This window comes from Phytopseudomonas seleniipraecipitans (assembly GCF_900102335.1).
Lineage (GTDB): Bacteria > Pseudomonadota > Gammaproteobacteria > Pseudomonadales > Pseudomonadaceae > Aquipseudomonas > Aquipseudomonas seleniipraecipitans.
The window spans coordinates 382,632-401,340 of the sequence record NZ_FNBM01000003.1 but is presented as its reverse complement, the minus strand read 5'-3'; the positions used below and the strand labels follow the sequence as shown (position 1 = coordinate 401,340).

Genomic DNA, 18,709 nt, shown 5'->3' with positions numbered 1-18,709 from the left:
GCGTAGCCGGCCTTCTGACGTTAGATGGAATTCGAAGTGCGGTAGGGTCCAGGCGGGGGCCAGATAATGAAAAAAGTAAGCTCAAACAATGTGCTGGCGGGAACGCGCGTTGGCGCACTCGTAGCGGGGCTGTTCGTCGTCCTGATCGTGTCGATCGTGATGCTGTTCGCCAACTTTGCCTATATGAATACGCAGAGTAACTTCGACACCGAATATATCGGTCACGCGGGTGAGCTGCGGGTACTGTCCCAGCGTATCTCCAAGGATGCCACCGAAGCGGCCACCGGCACGCCTGCAGCCTTCACGCTGCTGCGTGATGCGCGTAATGGCTTCGAAACGCGTTGGGCCTACCTGACTGATGGTAACGCGCAGAGCGGCCTGCCCGCCGCGCCTGCTGAGGTTCAGGAGCAAATGGCTGTCGTGCAGCAGGATTGGGACAAGTTGCGCCAGAACGCCGACGCCATTCTGGCCAGCGAGCAGACAGTTCTGTCGCTGAATCAGGTTGCCGGCACGCTCGCGGAAACCATTCCGCAGCTGCAGGTCGAGTACGAGGAAGTCGTCGACATTCTGCTGGAAAGCGGCGCGCCGGCGAGTCAGGTTGCGGTGGCTCAACGTCAGTCACTGCTGGCCGAGCGTATCCTTGGTTCGGTCAACAAGGTACTGGCCGGTGACCAGGACTCGGTACAGGCCGCCGACATGTTCGGCCGTGACGCCAGCCTGTTCGGCCGCGTGCTGAGTGCGATGCAGGAAGGCAACGCAGCGATGGAGATCGCCAAGGTCAGCGACCAGGAAGCCCTCGAGCGCCTGGCTGAGATTTCCGAGCTGTTCGAATTCGTTTCCGGTTCCGTGGACGAAATCCTCGAAACCTCGCCAGAACTGTTCCAAGTTCGTGAGTCGGCCAACACCATTTTCACCGTCTCGCAACAGTTCCTCGACAAGGCCGCCGCGCTGTCCGAAGGCTTCGAAGCCATGGCCGATGGTCGTTCGCTGAACGTCATCGCAGGTTACGTGCTGGGTGCGTTGGCGTTGGGTTCGATTTTGATCATCGGTCTGGTGATGGTGCGTGAGACCAACCGCCGTCTCGCCGAAACCGCTGAGAAGAACGAGCGTAACCAGACTGCGATTCTGCGTCTGCTCGATGAGATCGCCGACCTCGCCGACGGTGACCTCACCGTAGCTGCGACGGTAACCGAGGACTTCACCGGTGCCATCGCCGACTCCATCAACTACTCCATCGACCAGCTGCGTGATCTGGTTGCGACGATCAACCTGACCGCCGTTCAGGTAGCGGGCGCGGCCCAGGAAACCCAGGCCACCGCCATGCATCTGGCCGAGGCTTCCGAGCATCAGGCCCAGGAAATTGCCGGGGCATCCGCCGCGGTCAACGAAATGGCCGTGTCGATTGACCAGGTATCGGCGAACGCCTCGGAGTCCTCGGCGGTAGCGGAGCGTTCCGTAGCCATCGCCAACAAGGGCAACGAAGTCGTACACAACACCATCACCGGCATGGATAACATCCGTGAGCAGATCCAGGACACCTCGAAGCGAATCAAACGCCTCGGTGAATCGTCCCAGGAGATCGGTGACATCGTAAGCCTCATCAACGACATCGCCGACCAGACCAACATCCTCGCACTCAACGCCGCGATCCAGGCCTCCATGGCCGGTGACGCAGGCCGCGGCTTCGCCGTGGTAGCGGACGAGGTACAACGCCTCGCTGAACGTTCCTCGGGCGCGACCAAGCAGATCGAGGCCCTGGTAAAGACCATTCAGACCGACACCAACGAAGCCGTTATCTCCATGGAGCAGACTACTTCCGAAGTGGTACGCGGTGCTCGACTGGCCCAGGATGCGGGTGTGGCACTGGAAGAGATCGAGAAGGTATCCAAGACCCTCGCTGCGCTCATCCAGAACATCTCTAACGCTGCACGTCAGCAGGCATCGTCCGCCGGTCATATCTCCAACACCATGAACGTGATTCAGGAGATCACCTCGCAGACGTCGTCCGGTACCACCGCCACCGCCAAGAGCATTGGTAATCTGGCCAAGATGGCCAGTGAAATGCGTAATTCGGTGTCCGGTTTTACCCTGCCACAAGACAGCGAGCGGGCCTGATCGGCTGCCGGGCCGCGCATCGTGAATGCGCGGCCCGGCAGAGGGCGGTACGAGCGAGGGGTACGACATGCAGTCAGGCGTCTGGGCCTTGCAACCGCTGGTGGAAATGTCCGCCACGGAGTTCCGCGACTGGCAGCAACTGCTGGAGTCGCGGCTCGGCATGGTGATCAACGAACCGCGCCGCGTGTTCCTGCAGACCAGTCTCACCGCCCGTATGCGCGAATTGGGCATCAGTGATTACGCCAGTTACTACCGGCAGGTCACCGATGGCCCGCGCGGTGCGGTGGAGTGGGCAAACCTGCTGGATCGACTGACCGTCCAAGAAACCCGCTTCTACCGACATCCGCCTTCGTTCGAGGTGTACCAGGCGTACCTCGCCTGCCGCAGCGAGCAAGGACTGAAGCAATCGCTGGCGATCTGGAGCGTAGGTTGCTCCAGTGGTGAAGAACCTTACTCGTTGGCCATTGGTGCCAGCGAGGTGTTGGGCGCGGACGGGCAGTTTGGTGTCACTGGCACCGATGTCAGCCGTATTGCCCTGAGCAAGGCGCGTGAGGGGGTTTATGACGCCCGCCGCCTGCAAGAGATCGATGACAGCCTGCGGGCGCGCTATTTCCTGGCGCAGGCGGATGGACGCTTCAAGGTCGTACCGGAACTTGCTGCACGAGTGTGTTGCGCCAAGCTCAATGTGCTGGAGTTGGACAAAGCGCCAATGGCCGGCATGGACGTTATTTTTTGCCAGAACTTGCTGATTTATTTTCGCCGCTGGCGGCGCCGCGAGATCCTCAACCGCCTGGCCGAGTGCCTGGCGCCTGGTGGCTTGCTGGTGGTCGGGGTGGGCGAGGTGGTCGGTTGGCAGCACCCGGACATGCTTCCGGTCGCCGATGAGCGAGTGCTGGCGTATACCCGCAAGGGCTAAGAGACGGAGTGTGTATGGGTGATCGGCACGACTATGTCGCCCTGGAGTGGGTCAAGGGCGAAATCGCAGAAACCCTGAAGCAGGCGCGGCAGGCTCTGGAGGCGTTCGTCGAGAATCCGCAGGATTCGACACGCATGCGGTTTTGCCAGACCTATGTGCATCAGGTTCACGGCACTCTGCAGATGGTCGAGTTCTTCGGCGCGGCATTGCTCGCCGAAGAAATGGAACACCTGTCCCAGGCGCTGATCGATGGCCGCGTCGCCAACCAGGGCGAAGCGCTGGAAGTGCTGATGCAGGCGATCCTGCAGTTGCCGGTGTATCTGGATCGCATCCAGACCGCCCGTCGCGACCTGCCGATGGTGGTGCTGCCGCTGCTCAACGACCTGCGCGCAGCGCGCGGCGAGAAGCTGCTGTCGGAAACCAGCCTGTTCTCTCCGGACCTCTCCGCTCGCGCTGCGGCACTGTCGCCCGAATCGTTGACCCAGCTGCGCACCGCCGAATTGCCGGCGCTGCTGCGCAAGCTCCGGCAGATGCTTCAGGTCGCCTTGGTCGGGGTTATCCGTCAGCAGGATCTGCCCACCAACCTGGGGTACATGGCGCGAGTCTTCGCACGCCTGGAAACCCTCTGCGTCGACTCGCCGCTGGAATCGCTGTGGCAGATCGCGTCCGGCATGATCGAGGGCTTGTCCAACGGCAGCGTTGCCAACGGCACCTCCGTGCGCACTTTGTTGCGCCAGGTCGACAAGGAACTCAAGCGCCTCACCGAGCAGGGCGCCGATGGCCTTAACCAGCCCGCGCCGGACGAACTCACCAAAAACCTCCTGTTCTATGTCGCCAAGGCGTCGCCGCAGTCACCGCGCAATCAGGTGCTGCGTGAGCGCTACAGCCTTGACGAGGCATTGCCGGATAACGACCTCGTCGATGAGGAGCGTGCTCGCCTCGCCGGCCCCGATCGCGACGCGATGCGTTCGGTGGTTGGCGCTCTCTGTGAAGAGCTGGTGCGGGTCAAGGACAGCCTCGACCTGTTCGTACGCAGCGACCGTGCCCAGGTCGCCGATCTGGACGCGCTGCTGGTGCCGCTCAAGCAGATCGCCGACACCCTCGCCGTGCTCGGCTTCGCGCAGCCGCGCAAGATCATCGTCGACCAGCTCGACGTGGTCCGCGCCCTGGCTCAGGGTGCGCGCGAGCCGGGTGATGCGGTGCTGATGGACGTCGCAGGCGCGCTGCTCTACGTCGAGGCGACGCTGACCGGCATGGTCGGCCAGAACGACAGTGGCAAACGCGAAGAAAGCCACCTGCCCACCACCGATGTCGGGCAGATTCACCAGCTGGTGATCAAGGAAGCGCGCACCGGCCTGGAACAGGCCAAGGACGCGATCATCGAGTTCATCGCCTCGCAATGGAACCACGAGCATCTGGCCCGCGTGCCGGAGCTGCTGACGCAAGTGCGTGGTGGTTTGGCGATGATTCCGCTGGACCGCGCCGCCGCGCTGCTCAATGCCTGTAACCGCTACATCCAGGAACAGCTGCTGGCCCGCAAGGCCGTGCCGAACTGGCAGAACCTCGATACCCTCGCCGACGCCATCACCAGCGTCGAGTATTACCTGGAGCGCCTCTCCGAGGATCATGCCACCCAGGGCGATCTGATTCTCGATGTCGCGGAAGAAAGCCTCGCGACGCTGGGTTATCCGTTGCAGGAAAAACCGTCGATTCTCGATGCGCCAGCGGCCGACGACGAACCCGCTCCGCTCGATGATCCCTTGCACGATATCGATGTGCTGGCGGTTCCTGCGTCGGATTCTACTTCTGCCGTCGATGTCGACAATGGGTCCGATACACAAACATCGCCAGCCGACGAGCCTCGATTCGAACGCGCCGACGCTGACCTGTCCGAGCAGCCTGACGAAAGCCTGCCGGTCGCCGACGATCACTGGCCAGCGCACGCTGACGAACAGCCGCAGCTCGCCGCGGAGTCCGACGCATCGCCGGCAACTGCGTCGGAAACCAGCGGCCTCGATGAGCCGGTGCTTGATCCCTATGCCGATGCGAACGCGTCGGTGGCCGATGACAGCTGGTCGCTGGATGACAGTGACCTGCTCGCCGAGCAATCCGATGTTTTCGAGCCGCTGGTCCTGGATGATGATGCGCTTGCCTCGGCCGAGTCGTTCGATCTCGGTGAACTCGAGGCGTTGCCTCCGGCAGAGAAGCAGCCTTCGCTGGCCGATGACGGCTGGTCTTTCGATCTTGATGAACAAGCCGCCACCACCGCACAGCTGCCCGACGCAGAACAGCCGCAGGCTGCCGAACACGCGCTGTGGTCGACCGAGGAGCTGAAAAGCGACCTCGACCTGGGGGCTGTCGAGCCGCCAGCCAATGAGCTGCCAACCCTGGAACTGCCTGCTGACGACCTGTTGCTTGATCCGCAGGCGTTCAATGCCGAAAGCGATATGCAGTGGGATGAAGTCGACCTGGCGGATCTGCCTGAGGTCGATCTGCCCGGAATGCCTGAACCGGCGTTGATTGAAGAGCCGGCTGCCGAGAAAGCGCTTTCCATGGCTGACGTGATGGCCGCTCCGGTGCAGGCGATCAACCCGCCTGCGCTGGATGTGCCGCCCAGCCTGCTGCCGCCGCCGGCCGATGAAGAGCCGATTGATGAAGATCTGCGCGAAGTCTTTATCGAGGAAGCCGGCGAGGTGCTGGAAACCATCGCCGAATTCCTGCCGCGCTGGTGCGCCAATACTGAGGACAAGGATGCGCTGATTGAAGTGCGTCGCGCCTTCCACACCCTCAAGGGCAGCGGGCGCATGGTGCGTGCGCTGGTGATCGGTGAGCTGGCCTGGTCGATCGAAAACCTGCTCAACCGCGTGCTCGACCGCAGCATCCAGCCAGGTGCCGACGTGCAGCAGGTGATCGGTCAGGTCGTCGCCTTGATGCCCGAGCTGGTCGATGAATTTGCCGCCCAGACCCAGCGTCAGCGCGACGATGTCGATCGTCTGGCTGCCGATGCGCACGCCCTGGCGAAAGGGCAGAGCCTCCCAAAGCATGACGCCCCGGCTGCTGCGGTAGCCGAGCCCGCGGGCGACGTCGAGGCTGCCGCGCCAATGGTCGATCCGCATGAGGGGTTGGATCCCCAATTGCTGGAGATTTTCCGCAACGAAGCAGACACCCACCTCGACACCCTGTCGGCGTTTCTCGACGACTGCGCCCGCGAGTTGCCACAGCCGGTAACCGATGACCTACAACGCGCGCTGCACACCCTCAAGGGCAGCGCCTATATGGCCGGTATCTTGCCAATGGCAGAGGTTGCCGCGCCATTGGAAAAGATGGTCAAGGAATTCAAAGCCAACCTGTTGCCGCTGGAGCTGAGCGAAGCGGAAATACTGGTCGAGGCGCAGGCGCTGTTCCGCCAGGGCCTTGCACAGTTGGAAAGCGACCCGTTGCAGCCACTGCCTGGTATCGAGGATTACCTCGAGCGAGTGCGTCAGCTTCACCACAAGCGCCTCGAGCACGCGGAAAGCCAGCGCCAGGACGTGCCAGGCGAAACCCGCGACCCGCAGCTGATCAGCATCTTCCTCGCTGAAGGCATGGATATTCTGCTTGATGCCGAAGACCTGCTGCGTCGCTGGCGCGAGCACCCGTCGGAGCGCCAGGAACTCAATGCTCTGCTCGAAGAGCTGACGACCCTGGGGCGCGGCGCGGAAATGGCCGAGCTGCCGCAGATCGACGGGCTGTGCGAAGCGCTGCTCGATCTCTACGGCGCCGTTGAAGAGGGTAGCCTGGCGGTCAGCGAACGGTTCTTCGACGAGGCCGAACAGGCCCACGAAGCGTTGGTCAGCATGATGGACCAGGTCGCCGCGGGCCTGGAGGTCAGCGCATCACCCGAGCGTGTTGCTGCGTTGCGTGCGCTGCTCGACGAGGCCCTCGATCCGTCCAAATTGGCCCTGCTGTCCGGCGACGTGCCGGGCCTGCAAGCGGTCGAACTCGAAGAGGCGACGCGTGCTCTGGAGCAATCTCTGCACGCCGATGCCGATGCCGCCGACGTCATCAATGCGGCCGAAGAGTCGGCAGCCGCCGAAGACGAAGTCGACGAGCTGGTAGCGATCTTCCTCGAAGAAGCGGTGGATATTCTCGACAGCGCCGGCCTCGCTCTGGAGCGCTGGCTGGCCGAGCCGGATAACCGCACTGCACTGTCGTCGCTGCAGCGCGACCTGCACACACTCAAAGGTGGCGCGAACATGGCGGGCATCGCGCCGATCGGCGAGTTGGCCCATGAACTGGAGGCGCTTTACGAAGGGCTGGTGGATCGCCGTTATGGCGTATCGCCGTTCGTGACCGACAGTGTCCAGCAGGGGCACAGCTTGTTGGTCGGCATGCTCGCCAGTCTGCAGAAGCGTCAGCAGGCGCAACCGGCCGACGAGTTGGTCGAGTCCATTCGCCAGTTCCGCCAGCGTGGTGGGCAGGAGCAACCGTTCAGCGAAGCAGCTGCGCCGACGCTGCTCGAACCGAGCGAAGTGATCGATACGCCGCCGCAGGACGTTTCCCTGGCGGACGAGCCGGTCGCTGGTGAGCCCCTCAGCGAACCACCGATGGCTGTCGAAGGCAGCCTGCCGATGCAGCCTGCCGCGATCGATGACGGCCGCGATCCCGAGCTGGTGGACATCTTCCTCGAAGAAGGTTTCGACATCATCGACAGCGCCGGAACTGCGCTGTCGCATTGGATGGGCGACGTCGACAACAGCCTCGATCTGGAATCGCTACAGCGCGATCTGCACACCCTCAAGGGCGGTGCGCGGATGGCGGAAATTCGTGAGATTGGTGATCTGGCTCACGAGCTGGAATTCCTCTACGAAGACCTTGGTAATGGCCGCCTGCGTGCCAGTCCGATGCTCTTCGAATTGCTTCAGGTTTGCCATGACCGTCTGGCTGAGATGCTCGATGCCGTGCGTGCTCAGCGGTCGATACCAAACGGTGACGAGCTGATCGAAACCATCCGCCGGCTGCGCGCCAACCCGGATGAACAACTGAGCATGCCCACCTCGGTACCGCTGCGTGCGGTGCACGACGACGCGTTCGACAACGAGGAAGATATTCTCGATATCTTCCTGGAAGAAGCGGATGAACTGCTCGAGACCATGGAAACCGCCATCGGTCGCTGGGAAGAGCGCCGTGACGACACGGGCGCTATCGACGAACTGTTGCGCGTGCTGCACACCCTCAAGGGCGGTGCACGCCTGGCTGGGCAAAAGCACCTCGGTGACCTCAGCCATGACCTGGAAACTCACCTGACCGATGCGCAGACGCAGGGCGCGCCCTGGCCCGAGAGCCTGTATCTCGACGTGCAATCGGGGTTCGAAGGCTTGCAGAAGAGCGTCGACGCGCTACGTCTGCACTTGCAGCAGCAACCGCTTGACGAGCGCCCAAAGGAGTCCGAGCCCGAGCCCGAACAGGCGCCGGTGGCTTCGTCTACCTCGCTGATTGCCGCCAGCCAGCAGCCCGCCGTGCCGACCGAGCACCGCGTGCTGCCCTTCGTACAGCGCGCCGAACTGGCCGCTGAAGAAGCCGCATCACGTCGCGCGCCGCAGGAACTGGTCAAGGTGCCAGCGGATCTGCTCGAAGGCCTGGTCAACCTGGCCGGTGAAACGTCGATCTTCCGCGGCCGAGTGGAGCAGCAAGTCAGCGACTTCGGCTTCACCCTGAGTGAGATGGAAGCGACCATCGACCGTGTGCGCGACCAGTTGCGCCGCCTCGATACCGAAACCCAGGCGCAGATTCTCAGCCGTTACCAGGCCGAGGCCGAACGCGCGGGGTACGAAGATTTCGACCCGCTGGAAATGGACCGTCATTCACAGCTGCAGCAGCTGTCCCGCGCGCTCTTCGAGTCGGCTTCCGACTTGCTGGATCTGAAGGAGACCCTGGCCTCGCGTAACCGCGATGCGGAAACCCTGTTGCTGCAACAGGCGCGGGTCAATACCGAGCTGCAGGAAGGTCTGATGCGTACGCGCATGGTGCCGTTCGATCGCCTGGTGCCGCGCCTGCGGCGTATCGTCCGGCAGGTCGCTGGCGAGCTCGGCAAGCAGGTCGAGTTCATCGTCGGCAACGCTGACGGCGAGATGGACCGTACGGTACTTGAACGTATCGTTGCACCGCTCGAGCACATGCTGCGCAACGCCGTCGATCACGGTATCGAAAGCGCTGCGACGCGCCGTGACGCCGGTAAGTCCGAGCAGGGTTGCATCCGCCTGGGCCTGGCCCGTGAAGGCGGCGACATCGTACTGACCCTGGCCGATGACGGTGCCGGGATCAACCTCGATGCCGTGCGCCGCAAAGCCATCGAGCGCGGGCTGATGGATGCCGGTGCCGACCTCAGCGAGTACGAGATTCTGCAGTTCATTCTCGAGGCCGGCTTCTCCACGGCCGAAAAGGTCACGCAGATTTCCGGGCGCGGCGTCGGCATGGACGTGGTCAATGCCGAGGTCAAGCAGCTCGGTGGCTCGATGAGCATCGAGTCGGTCGCGGGGCAGGGCACCACCTTCCGCATTCGCTTGCCGTTCACCGTGTCGGTCAACCGCGCACTGATGGTGCTGTCGGGCGAAGATCTGTACGCCATTCCGCTGAACACCATCGAAGGTATCGTGCGTGTTTCGCCGTATGAGCTGGAAGCCTATTACGGCCCCGATGCGCCGCGTTTCGAGTATGCCGGTCAGGCTTACGAATTGCGCTATCTGGGCGACCTGCTAAACAACGGTCAGCACCCCAAACTGGTCGGCCAGAGCCTGCCGTTGCCGGTGATCCTGGTGCGTTCCAACGACCATACGGTGGCCGTGCAGGTGGACTCGCTGGCTGGCTCGCGGGAGATCGTGGTGAAGAGCCTCGGTCCGCAGTTTGCCGCGGTACACGGCATTTCCGGTGCGACCATCCTCGGTGACGGCCGTGTGGTGGTGATTCTCGACCTGTTGGCGACCATCCGCGAACTGCATGCGCATTTGCTGCACCCGGTGCGGCCGCGCCTGGCCACGGACTACGGCACGGCTGCCGAAGCCGAAGCCGAGCGCCCAACGCTGGTCATGGTAGTGGACGACTCGGTGACCGTACGCAAGGTCACCACCCGCCTGCTCGAGCGCAACGGCATGAACGTGCTGACTGCCAAGGACGGGGTCGATGCCATCGCCCAGCTGCAGGAACGGCGCCCGGACATCATGTTGCTGGACATCGAAATGCCGCGCATGGACGGTTTCGAGGTCGCCAACCTGGTTCGTCACGATGACGGGCTGAAGGATCTGCCGATTATCATGATCACCTCGCGTACCGGTGAGAAACACCGCGACCGCGCGATCAGCATCGGCGTCAACGAGTACCTCGGCAAGCCCTACCAGGAATCGCAATTGCTGGAAGCCATCGGTAAATGGACGAAGCGTTCATGAGCGAACGTAGCGCCGCACGAATAGCGGTGATCGCTGACACCTCGCTGCAGCGTCATGTGCTGCAGCAGGCATTGAGCAGCAACGGCTATCAAGTGGTGCTCAACAGCGATCCGGCGCGGCTCGACGATGCCGCACTGCAGGCTTGCGAAGCCGAGCTGTGGCTGGTCGACCTGGCCCAGTCCGATGACCTGCCGCTGATCGATACGCTGATGGCCGAGTCCAGCGTGCCGGTGCTGTTCGGCGAAGGCCATGCGCCGGAGCGCAGTTCTGAAAACTATCCGCGCTGGGAACGTCGCCTGGTCGGCAAGCTGAAAAAACTGGTGGGTGATCCTGCGCTTGCCGCAGGCGCTGGCCTGGAAGGGCTGCTTGCCGAAGCGCAGCGGCCAGAGCGTGTCGAGTTGCCGGCTGCGCTGGCCAATACACCGCTGCAGGCTGGCGAGCCGGCCAGGCAGGTCTGGTTGCTGGCTGCGTCGCTGGGCGGCCCAGCCGCCGTGAAGGCTTTTCTCGACGCGTTGCCCGGCGGGCTGCCGGTAGGGTTCATCTACGCGCAGCACATCGACCCCAGTTTCGAAAACACCTTGCCCCAGGCTGTTGGCCGCCACAGCCAATGGCGCGTCGGCACAGTACGTGATGGTGACAGCGTGCGCTGCGGTGAGGTGGTTGTGGTGCCGATCAGCAATGAGCTGACTTTCAGCGAAGACGGCGCCCTGCAGGTTACCGACCGCCCCTGGCCAGAGCCGTACAGCCCGTCCATCGACCAGATGATGCTCAACCTGGCGCAGTGCTACGCCGATTGCAGTGGCGTGATCGCCTTTAGCGGCATGGGCAGCGACGGCAGCGCCGCGGCCGCCTATGTGAAGCGTCAGGGTGGGCTGATCTGGACCCAGCGCGCTGACAGCTGCGTCTGCTCGAGCATGCCGGACAGCTTGCGCGAGGGCGGCTACAGCAGCTTCAGTGCCGATCCGCGGGAGCTGGCTGCGGCCCTGGTCAACCACCTTGCCGAGCAGTGTCGCTGATCGCCTGCGTTTTCTTTTATCGCGTTTACCCGTCTACAGGATGTCGTCATGAGCCAAGCCGTCGTTACCCAGAACAGCGTCAGCAGCCTGACCGGTCTGGTCGTGCCGCTGGCCGACCGCACGCTGCTGCTGCCCAACGTGGCCGTCGCGGAGCTGATCCCCTACCGCGCCCCACCGGCCATTGCCGGCATGCCAGGTTGGTTTCTCGGCCAGGTTGCCTGGCGTGACCTGCGCCTGCCGCTGTTGTCGTTCGAGGCAGCGTCCGGTGGGCAACCGGTGGTGGCTGAGGGCGCGCGTATCGCCATCCTCAATGCGCTGGGTGGTCGGCCGCAGGTCAAGTTCATCGCCCTGCTGGTACAGGGCATCCCGCGTTCGTTGCGGGTTGCCGAAGACCTGCCGCGTGCCGATGTGCCGTTGGCGCCGCTGGAGCTGGCCGCCGTCAAAGTCGATGACGCCGTGCTGCGCATCCCCGATCTCGAAGGGCTGGAACAGCTGCTCGCCGACGTCGGGCTGATCTGAATATCACGCTAGAAATCTTTGTAGCATTTGGAAACAGATCAAACTTTTCTCTTTCACCACGACTCACAACCGAGTGCCGCCGGCCAGCAGAGCGGGCGCACTCAACCGTAAGCCGATGGAGAAAAGACATGAGCGCCACCCCTCTCACCGATATCAGCATCCTGCGCCAGCGTGCCCGACAGCATATTGAAAGCGGTGCGATCACCGAAGGCTACTCGGCGGACCGCGACACGGTGCTGCGGTTGCTCAACGAGTCGCTGGCGACCGAACTGGTGTGCTACCTGCGCTACAAGCGCCACTACCATATGGCCAGCGGGCTCAAGGCGAGTGTGGCGGCTGCCGAGTTTCTCGAGCACGCACAGCAGGAGCTTGAGCACTCGGACAAGTTGGCCGAGCGCATTACCCAGTTAGGTGGCGAGCCGGATTTCAACCCTTCGACGCTGACGGCACGCTCCCATGCCGAGTACGTCGCCGGCACATCGCTCAAGGAAATGGTCACCGAAAACCTGGTAGCCGAGCGCATCGCCATCGACAGCTACCGCGAGATCATCACCTTTCTCGGCAATGACGACCCCACGACACGACGTATTTACGAGGAAATCCTCGCTCAGGAAGAGGAACACGCCGACGACATGGCCGATATCCTTGAAGACCTCTAGGTCACCTAGCTTCGGGCGCTCGCTGTTGCGCCACAGCACGCGCTGCGGGCGTCAGTTCCGGCGCGGCAGCATCGCCCGGAGTACGCCATCGCGCAGGCGATAGTGGTGCCAGAGGGCGATACCGGCGTGGCCCAGAATCAAGATGAACAGCAGGTACTTGGCCGTCAGGTGAAACTGGCGGGCAAGTGCGCGCGCGCCATCGGAAAGTGGCAGCGGGTCGATCTGTACGAGCCAGAACAGCTCGACAGGTTTCCTGCCGAACAGCAGGCCACTCAGCGGCATCAGCAATAGCAGCAGATAAAGCGCAAGGTGCCCGGCCTTGGCGGCGCGACGCTGCCAGACCGCGTTGTCGGCAAGCAGATGCGGAGCGCCATGCACGCTGCGAACCAGTAGGCGAAACACGGTGAGTAGCAGAATGGTCAGGCCGAGGGATTTGTGCAGGGTGAATACGCCACCGGTGCCGCCGAGCCAGTCGGCAACCAGGTCCTGACCGTAAGGCAGAAATATCGTGCAGAGCACCAGCACGGCGGTGAGCCAGTGCAGGCCGATCTGGGCGCTCGAATAGCGATCATTCATGGAATCGTCTCTAATCAGGCACCTGATTGATGCCTGCGGTCAGCGCGCGATCATGCCTACATGGCCGGACATTTTTTGTGGTTGTGCAAGCATTGATTCAAGCGGCTAAGACTGCGAACTGTCAACGAAACGGCCGTTTTTTTTACTGGACCTCTGACGCGGGTTGTTGCCTCGCCCCCGTTCATAAATCGCCCCACAAGTGCTGGGCGAGCGCCAGCGCGGCCACGGGCGCAGTTTCGGTGCGCAGCACCCGCGGCCCTAAGCGCGCAGCGTGGAAGCCGGCAGTTTGTGCGAGCGCGACTTCGGCATCGCTGAGGCCACCCTCGGGGCCGATCAGAAAGGCCAGCGACTGCGGCTTGGTATGGCTGCTCAACGGCTCGGCGACGGGGTGCAGCACCAGCTTCAGGTCGGCCTGGCTGTGCTGCAGCCATTCTTCGAGGGTGATCGGCGAGTGGATCACCGGAATCACCGAGCGACCGCACTGCTCGCAGGCGCTGATAGCTATCTGGCGCCAGTGCGCCATGCGTTTGTCGGCACGCTCATCTTTGAGGCGCACTTCGCAGCGCGCACTGATGATCGGGCTGATTGCCTGGGCGCCCAGTTCGGTGGCTTTCTGAATTGCCCAATCCATGCGTTCGCCACGGGACAGGCCCTGGCCCAAGTGAATGTGCAGCGGCGATTCGGCTTGGCCATCGAACTGCTCGCGCAGCTCGACGCGCACGGTCTTCTTGCCGACCTCGATCAGCTCACCACGAAACTCCTGACCACTGCCATCGAACAATTGCACCGCGTCGCCCACGGCATGCCGTAGCACGCGGCCGATGTAGTGGGCCTGGGCTTCCGGCAGCGCGTGCTGGCCGAGGGAAAGAGGGGCATCGATGAAGAAGCGGGAGAGGCGCATGGGCGATCATTGATATGAGCTGAGGGTGGGCAAGCATAACCGCATAGGTTTTTTTCTGCAGGGTGCAAGCCGCCGGCCAGTGTGCCGCAGGCCCCATGGTGAGGGCGGTAGAAGCGCTTGATGTGCCTTGAAAAGGAGCGTGGCGGGGCGGTTGAAGGGTTGCGGCGAGCCGGCAATAGGCCATAGGGTAAAAAAAGAACGGCTCTGCTCCCGGGCTGCATTCCCGGGGGGCTTCAACACGGCAGGGCTGATTAAGGGGTGGGTGGCTCACACATGCGCACGTCAGGCTGGGGAGACCTGTTGCCGTGCAGTGTCGTGGGCGCTGCAGCCGGCCCCGTTCCAATGGCGACAGTATTGCGCCGACACATTCCACGCATAGGGAATAAGAATGAAAGTGCAACGTAGCGGACTCTCGTTGATGGCGCTCAGCGCCAGTGTTCTAGCCATTACCACCGCTCAGGCGGGGCAGGCCGAGTCCAACGGATTTATCGAAGACAGCACGCTGGATCTCCTGGCACGCAACGTCTACTGGCACATGGACGGTCATGCGCCCGGTGCCCAGGACAATCGCGAATGGGGTCAGGGTTTTCACCTCAACTACAGCTCGGGTTACACCCAGGGCACCGTCGGTTTTGGTGTCGACCTCAATGGCTACATGGGTATCAAGCTGGACAGTGGCCGCGGGCGTTCGGGCTCCGGTCTGCTACCGGTGGACTCGTCTACCGAGCGCGCCGAGGACGAGTTCGGCTCACTGGGCGGCGCCGTGAAGATGCGTCTCTCCAACTCGGAGCTCAAGTATGGCCAACTGCGCCCCTACAACCCGGTCATCGCAGTGGCTGACGCCCGCCTGGTGCCCGCTACCGCCACCGGCTTCCAGCTGACCAGTGCCGAGGTCGATGGGCTGTTGATCGACGCGGGTCATTTCACCTCCTCCAAAGACTTCAACCAGGCCGGCAATCGTGACGGATTCTATGCCGGTTACGCGGGTGTCGAAGGCGGTAATGTCGATTACCTGGGGGCCAATTGGGTGGCCAGCGACGCCCTGAGTCTCAGCGCCTACGCCTCGCGTTACGAGGACCTGTGGCGTCAGTACTACGGCAATGCCATCTACAACCTGCCGCTCAGCGACGAGCAGGCGCTGAATTTCGATTTCAACATCTACCACACCCGGGATAACGGCAAGTCGCTGGCTGGTGACATTGATGTCACTGCCTGGTCGCTGGCCACTGCCTACTCGGTGGGCGCACACACCTTCACCGTCGCCCATCAGCGGGTGCATGGCGATCAGCCGTTCGATTACCTGACCCTGGGCGGCGGAGGTTTTCAGGATTCCATCTACCTGGCCAACTCGTCGCAACTGGTGGACTTCAACGGGCCGGGCGAGCGCTCCTGGCGCGCTACATACGCCATGGACCTGGCCAGCTACGGCGTACCGGGGCTGTCGTTTTACGTGTCCTACATCCGTGGTGACAACGTCGATGGCAACAAGATGGACGCCACCAGCGCCTATGCAGGTGACTATGCGGACAGCGAAAAGCACTGGGAGCGCGACGTGAACGTGCAGTACGTGGTGCAGAGCGGCGCAGCCAAGGATCTGAAATTCCGCCTGCGTCAGGCGACGCACCGCATTTCCGGCACCTCGGATGTCGACTCCGACCAGGTGCGCTTCATCGTCGAATACCCGCTTAGCGTGCTCTGACGCTTGCGTGCTGGCAGGCGGGGCAAGCCTGCCTGCCAGCTCGGTCAGCCCGGGTCGCGAAAGCCGGGGTAGCGGCTGTCGCCAACTGCCACGCTGACCGAGGTGCGGGTTGCCAGATCGATACCTTCGCTGGCGACGTCGGCGAGGAAGTCGATCTGCTCTTCGGTGATCACGTACGGTGGCAGGAAATACACCACGCTGCCCAGCGGGCGCAGCAGTGCGCCGCGTGTCAGGGCGTGCTGGTACACCTGCAGGCCGCGTCGCTCCTGCCACGGGTAGGCGACCTTGCCCGCCTTGTCCTGCACCATTTCGATGGCCAGCGCCATGCCGGTTTGGCGCACCTCGGCCACGTGCGGATGATCGACCAGGTGTGCGGTGGCGCTGGCCATACGCTTGGCCAGCGCCTTGTTGGCCTCGATCACCCCATCCTCTTCGAAGATATCCAGCGTCGCCAGCGCCGCCGCGCACGCCAGCGGGTTACCGGTGTAGGTGTGCGAATGCAGGAAGGCCCGCAAGGTCGCGTAGTCGTCATAGAAGGCGCTGTAGACATCATCGGTGGTCAACACTGCTGCCATCGGCAGGTAACCGCCGGTGAGCGCCTTGGAGAGCACCAGAAAGTCCGGGGTGATGCCGGCCTGCTCACAGGCGAACATTGTGCCGGTGCGGCCGAAGCCGACGGCAATCTCGTCATGGATCAAGTGCACGCCGTAGCGATCACAGGCCTCGCGAAGTAGCGTCAGATAGATCGGGTGATACATGCGCATGCCGCCTGCACCCTGGATCAACGGCTCGACGATCACGGCAGCGACTTCGTGGTGATGCTCGGCCAGGGTTTGCTCCATCGCCGCGAACATCGTCCGCGAATGGTCTTCCCAGCTCACGCCGTCCGGGCGCAGGTAGCAGTCCGGGCTGGGCACCTTGAGGGTGTCGAGCAGCAGCGCCTTGTAGGTGTCGGTGAACAGCGCCACATCGCCCACCGACATCGCCGCCACGGTTTCACCGTGGTAGCTGTTGGTCAGGGTGATGAAGCGCTTCTTGGCCGGTTTGCCGCTGTTGAGCCAGTAGTGAAAGCTCATCTTCAGCGCCACTTCGATACCCGAAGAGCCGTTGTCGGCGTAGAACACCCGATTCAGCCCTTCGGGAGTAATGCGCACCAGGCGCTCGGACAGCTCGACCACCGGCTGATGGCTGAAGCCGGCCAGCATCACATGCTCGAGGGTGTCGATCTGCGCCTTGATGCGCTCGCCAATACGCGGGTTGGCATGGCCGAATACATTGACCCACCAGGAACTCACGGCATCGAGGTAGCGCTTGCCCTCGAAGTCTTCCAGCCACACGCCTTCACCGCGGCGGATCGGGATCAGGGGTAGCCGTTCGTGATCCTTCATCTGCGTGCAGGGGTGCCAGAGCACATCCAGGTCACGCTGCATCCAGTGGTGGTTGTTCATCGACGCGCTCTCCCAAATCAACAGCGGGCAAGCCTATCAGATGCACCAGAAGGTGGGTCCTGCCCCATCTGGGATGCCTTTGCCTCAGCGCTTAGGTTGCTCATCGCCCTACAAGGCATGTTTGATAAGCCAAGCATCGCCTTTATCGATATTTCAAAGCAGTAATTTCTGCTATTACTCGATAGGTTTGTTGCTAATCTCTGCCCATCACTTTTCTGAGATCAGGCCATGCAGTGGCGTAATTCGGCGGTTCGTTACGGTCTTGTCAGTGTTTCCCTGCACTGGCTGGTGGCAATTGCGGTATTCGGTCTGTTCGCGCTCGGCTTCTGGATGGTCGGGCTGAGTTATTACAGCGGCTGGTACCAGACCGCGCCGAACATCCACAAGAGCATCGGCATCCTTCTGTTCATGGTCATGGCTGCCCGCTTGCTGTGGCGCTGGATCAGCCCGCCGCCTCCGGCGCTTAGCGAGCATGGCCGCCTGACCCGCATCGCCAGCAAGCTGGGCCACAGCTTCCTGTACCTCGGCCTGTTCGTGCTGATGACCTCCGGTTACCTTATCTCCACGGCCGATGGTCGCGGCATCAGCGTATTCGGTTTGTTCGAAGTACCGGCGAGCGTGACCAGCATTCCTAATCAGGGTGATGTTGCCGGTTTGATCCACGAATACCTGGCCTGGGCTATCGTGATTTTTGCTGTGCTGCATGGCCTGGCCGCACTCAAGCATCATTTCATCGACCGTGATCGCACGCTGTTGCGTATCTTCGGGCGCTGATCTTCCAGCTGATTCGGCGCTGTCTTGCGGCGTCGTCCATTCGATACACAAGGAGTTCTCATGTTGAAGAAGACTTTCGCTGCACTGGCACTGGGCACCGCGCTGTTGAGCGCCGGCCAGGTAATGGCTGCTGATTACGCCATCGACAAACAAGGCCAGCACGCCTTCGTCAATTTCAAGATCAGCCACCTGGGCTACAGCTGGTTGTACGGCACGTTCAAGGATTTCGACGGCAGCTTCAGCTTCGATGAGAAGAACCCGGAAGCCAGTAAAGTCAACGTGACCTTGAAGACCGAAAGCGTCGACACCAACCATGCGGAGCGCGACAAGCACATCCGCAGCGCCGATTTCCTCAATGTCAGCAAGAACCCCACCGCCACCTTCGAGTCCACGGCCGTCAAGTCGACTGGCAAGGACGCTGCAGACATTACCGGCAACCTAACCCTCAACGGCGTTACCAAGCCGGTGGTGATTGCTGCCAAGTTCATTGGCCAGGGCAACGATCCGTGGGGTGGCTACCGCGCCGGTTTCGAGGGCAGCACCACGCTGAAGCTGAAAGACTTCAACATCGAGAAGGATCTGGGCCCGGCTTCGCAGGAAGTCGAGCTGATCATCTCCGTGGAAGGCGTACGCAAGTAAGCCTGAGCGCAGCATGAAAAACGCCG

12 protein-coding genes are annotated in these 18,709 nt (G+C 62.4%); 9 read left to right on the top strand and 3 right to left on the bottom strand.

Features of this window, described 5'->3' with window-relative positions; genetic code table 11:
• The first annotated feature begins 66 nt into the window (after positions 1–66).
• The 6 genes from BLS60_RS09450 to BLS60_RS09425 all read left to right on the top strand — a co-directional run bounded on the left by BLS60_RS09450 (position 67) and on the right by BLS60_RS09425 (position 12,646).
• The gene (locus BLS60_RS09450; protein ID WP_092367250.1) at positions 67–2,115 is read left to right on the top strand and encodes a methyl-accepting chemotaxis protein; all 2,049 of its coding nucleotides are present in this window, start codon (positions 67–69) and stop codon (positions 2,113–2,115) included.
• A gap of 67 nt (positions 2,116–2,182) precedes the next feature.
• Positions 2,183–3,031, top strand: coding sequence for a CheR family methyltransferase (locus BLS60_RS09445; RefSeq protein WP_070880337.1), 849 nt, complete (start codon positions 2,183–2,185; stop codon positions 3,029–3,031).
• Between the two features lie 14 nt (positions 3,032–3,045).
• A complete protein-coding gene (locus BLS60_RS09440; RefSeq protein ID WP_092367247.1) occupies positions 3,046–10,452 on the top strand; it encodes an Hpt domain-containing protein in 7,407 nt (2,468 codons plus the stop codon).
• A complete protein-coding gene (locus BLS60_RS09435; protein ID WP_092367447.1) occupies positions 10,449–11,468 on the top strand; it encodes a chemotaxis protein CheB in 1,020 nt (339 codons plus the stop codon). Before BLS60_RS09440 ends, BLS60_RS09435 begins: the two co-directional genes overlap by 4 nt.
• Positions 11,469–11,516: 48 nt before the next feature.
• Complete coding sequence (locus BLS60_RS09430; RefSeq protein ID WP_092367244.1) at positions 11,517–11,987, top strand: chemotaxis protein CheW; 471 nt, start codon at positions 11,517–11,519, stop codon at positions 11,985–11,987.
• A 128-nt stretch (positions 11,988–12,115) separates the two neighbouring features.
• Complete coding sequence (locus tag BLS60_RS09425; RefSeq protein ID WP_092367241.1) at positions 12,116–12,646, top strand: ferritin-like domain-containing protein; 531 nt, start codon at positions 12,116–12,118, stop codon at positions 12,644–12,646.
• 51 nt (positions 12,647–12,697) lie between these two features.
• Here BLS60_RS09425 and BLS60_RS09420 read toward each other — a convergent pair whose 3' ends face one another.
• Both BLS60_RS09420 and BLS60_RS09415 read right to left on the bottom strand, forming a co-directional pair.
• Positions 12,698–13,222 carry a cytochrome b gene (locus BLS60_RS09420; protein ID WP_092367238.1) on the bottom strand — a complete coding sequence of 175 codons (525 nt, stop codon included), beginning with the start codon at positions 13,220–13,222 and terminating at the stop codon, positions 12,698–12,700.
• 181 nt (positions 13,223–13,403) lie between these two features.
• Entirely contained in the window at positions 13,404–14,123 is a 720-nt protein-coding gene (locus tag BLS60_RS09415) for a 16S rRNA (uracil(1498)-N(3))-methyltransferase (protein ID WP_092367235.1), read from the bottom strand.
• 388 nt (positions 14,124–14,511) lie between these two features.
• Between BLS60_RS09415 and BLS60_RS09410 the strand changes: the two genes are divergently transcribed.
• Positions 14,512–15,822: an OprD family porin gene (locus BLS60_RS09410; RefSeq protein ID WP_092367232.1), complete on the top strand. Its 1,311-nt coding sequence runs from the start codon at positions 14,512–14,514 to the stop codon at positions 15,820–15,822.
• Between the two features lie 44 nt (positions 15,823–15,866).
• Here BLS60_RS09410 and BLS60_RS09405 read toward each other — a convergent pair whose 3' ends face one another.
• Positions 15,867–17,270 (bottom strand): adenosylmethionine--8-amino-7-oxononanoate transaminase, encoded by a 1,404-nt coding sequence (locus BLS60_RS09405; RefSeq protein WP_092367230.1) that lies wholly within the window; start codon positions 17,268–17,270, stop codon positions 15,867–15,869.
• 228 nt (positions 17,271–17,498) lie between these two features.
• Here BLS60_RS09405 and BLS60_RS09400 point away from each other — a divergent pair, with 228 nt between their 5' ends.
• Both BLS60_RS09400 and BLS60_RS09395 read left to right on the top strand, forming a co-directional pair.
• A complete protein-coding gene (locus BLS60_RS09400; protein WP_070880329.1) occupies positions 17,499–18,044 on the top strand; it encodes a cytochrome b in 546 nt (181 codons plus the stop codon).
• Positions 18,045–18,104: 60 nt separating this feature from the next.
• Entirely contained in the window at positions 18,105–18,683 is a 579-nt protein-coding gene (locus BLS60_RS09395; protein ID WP_092367227.1) for a YceI family protein, read from the top strand.
• Positions 18,684–18,709 lie beyond the last annotated feature (26 nt).

Coding starts and splice junctions, on each gene's coding strand:
- BLS60_RS09410 (WP_092367232.1), top strand. CDS start 14,512: ATGAAAGTGCAACGTAGCGGACTCTCGTTGATGGCGCTCAGCGCCAGT.
- BLS60_RS09405 (WP_092367230.1), bottom strand. CDS start 17,270: ATGAACAACCACCACTGGATGCAGCGTGACCTGGATGTGCTCTGGCAC.
- BLS60_RS09425 (WP_092367241.1), top strand. CDS start 12,116: ATGAGCGCCACCCCTCTCACCGATATCAGCATCCTGCGCCAGCGTGCC.
- BLS60_RS09435 (WP_092367447.1), top strand. CDS start 10,449: ATGAGCGAACGTAGCGCCGCACGAATAGCGGTGATCGCTGACACCTCG.
- BLS60_RS09430 (WP_092367244.1), top strand. CDS start 11,517: ATGAGCCAAGCCGTCGTTACCCAGAACAGCGTCAGCAGCCTGACCGGT.
- BLS60_RS09400 (WP_070880329.1), top strand. CDS start 17,499: ATGCAGTGGCGTAATTCGGCGGTTCGTTACGGTCTTGTCAGTGTTTCC.
- BLS60_RS09415 (WP_092367235.1), bottom strand. CDS start 14,123: ATGCGCCTCTCCCGCTTCTTCATCGATGCCCCTCTTTCCCTCGGCCAG.
- BLS60_RS09450 (WP_092367250.1), top strand. CDS start 67: ATGAAAAAAGTAAGCTCAAACAATGTGCTGGCGGGAACGCGCGTTGGC.
- BLS60_RS09445 (WP_070880337.1), top strand. CDS start 2,183: ATGCAGTCAGGCGTCTGGGCCTTGCAACCGCTGGTGGAAATGTCCGCC.
- BLS60_RS09420 (WP_092367238.1), bottom strand. CDS start 13,222: ATGAATGATCGCTATTCGAGCGCCCAGATCGGCCTGCACTGGCTCACC.
- BLS60_RS09440 (WP_092367247.1), top strand. CDS start 3,046: ATGGGTGATCGGCACGACTATGTCGCCCTGGAGTGGGTCAAGGGCGAA.
- BLS60_RS09395 (WP_092367227.1), top strand. CDS start 18,105: ATGTTGAAGAAGACTTTCGCTGCACTGGCACTGGGCACCGCGCTGTTG.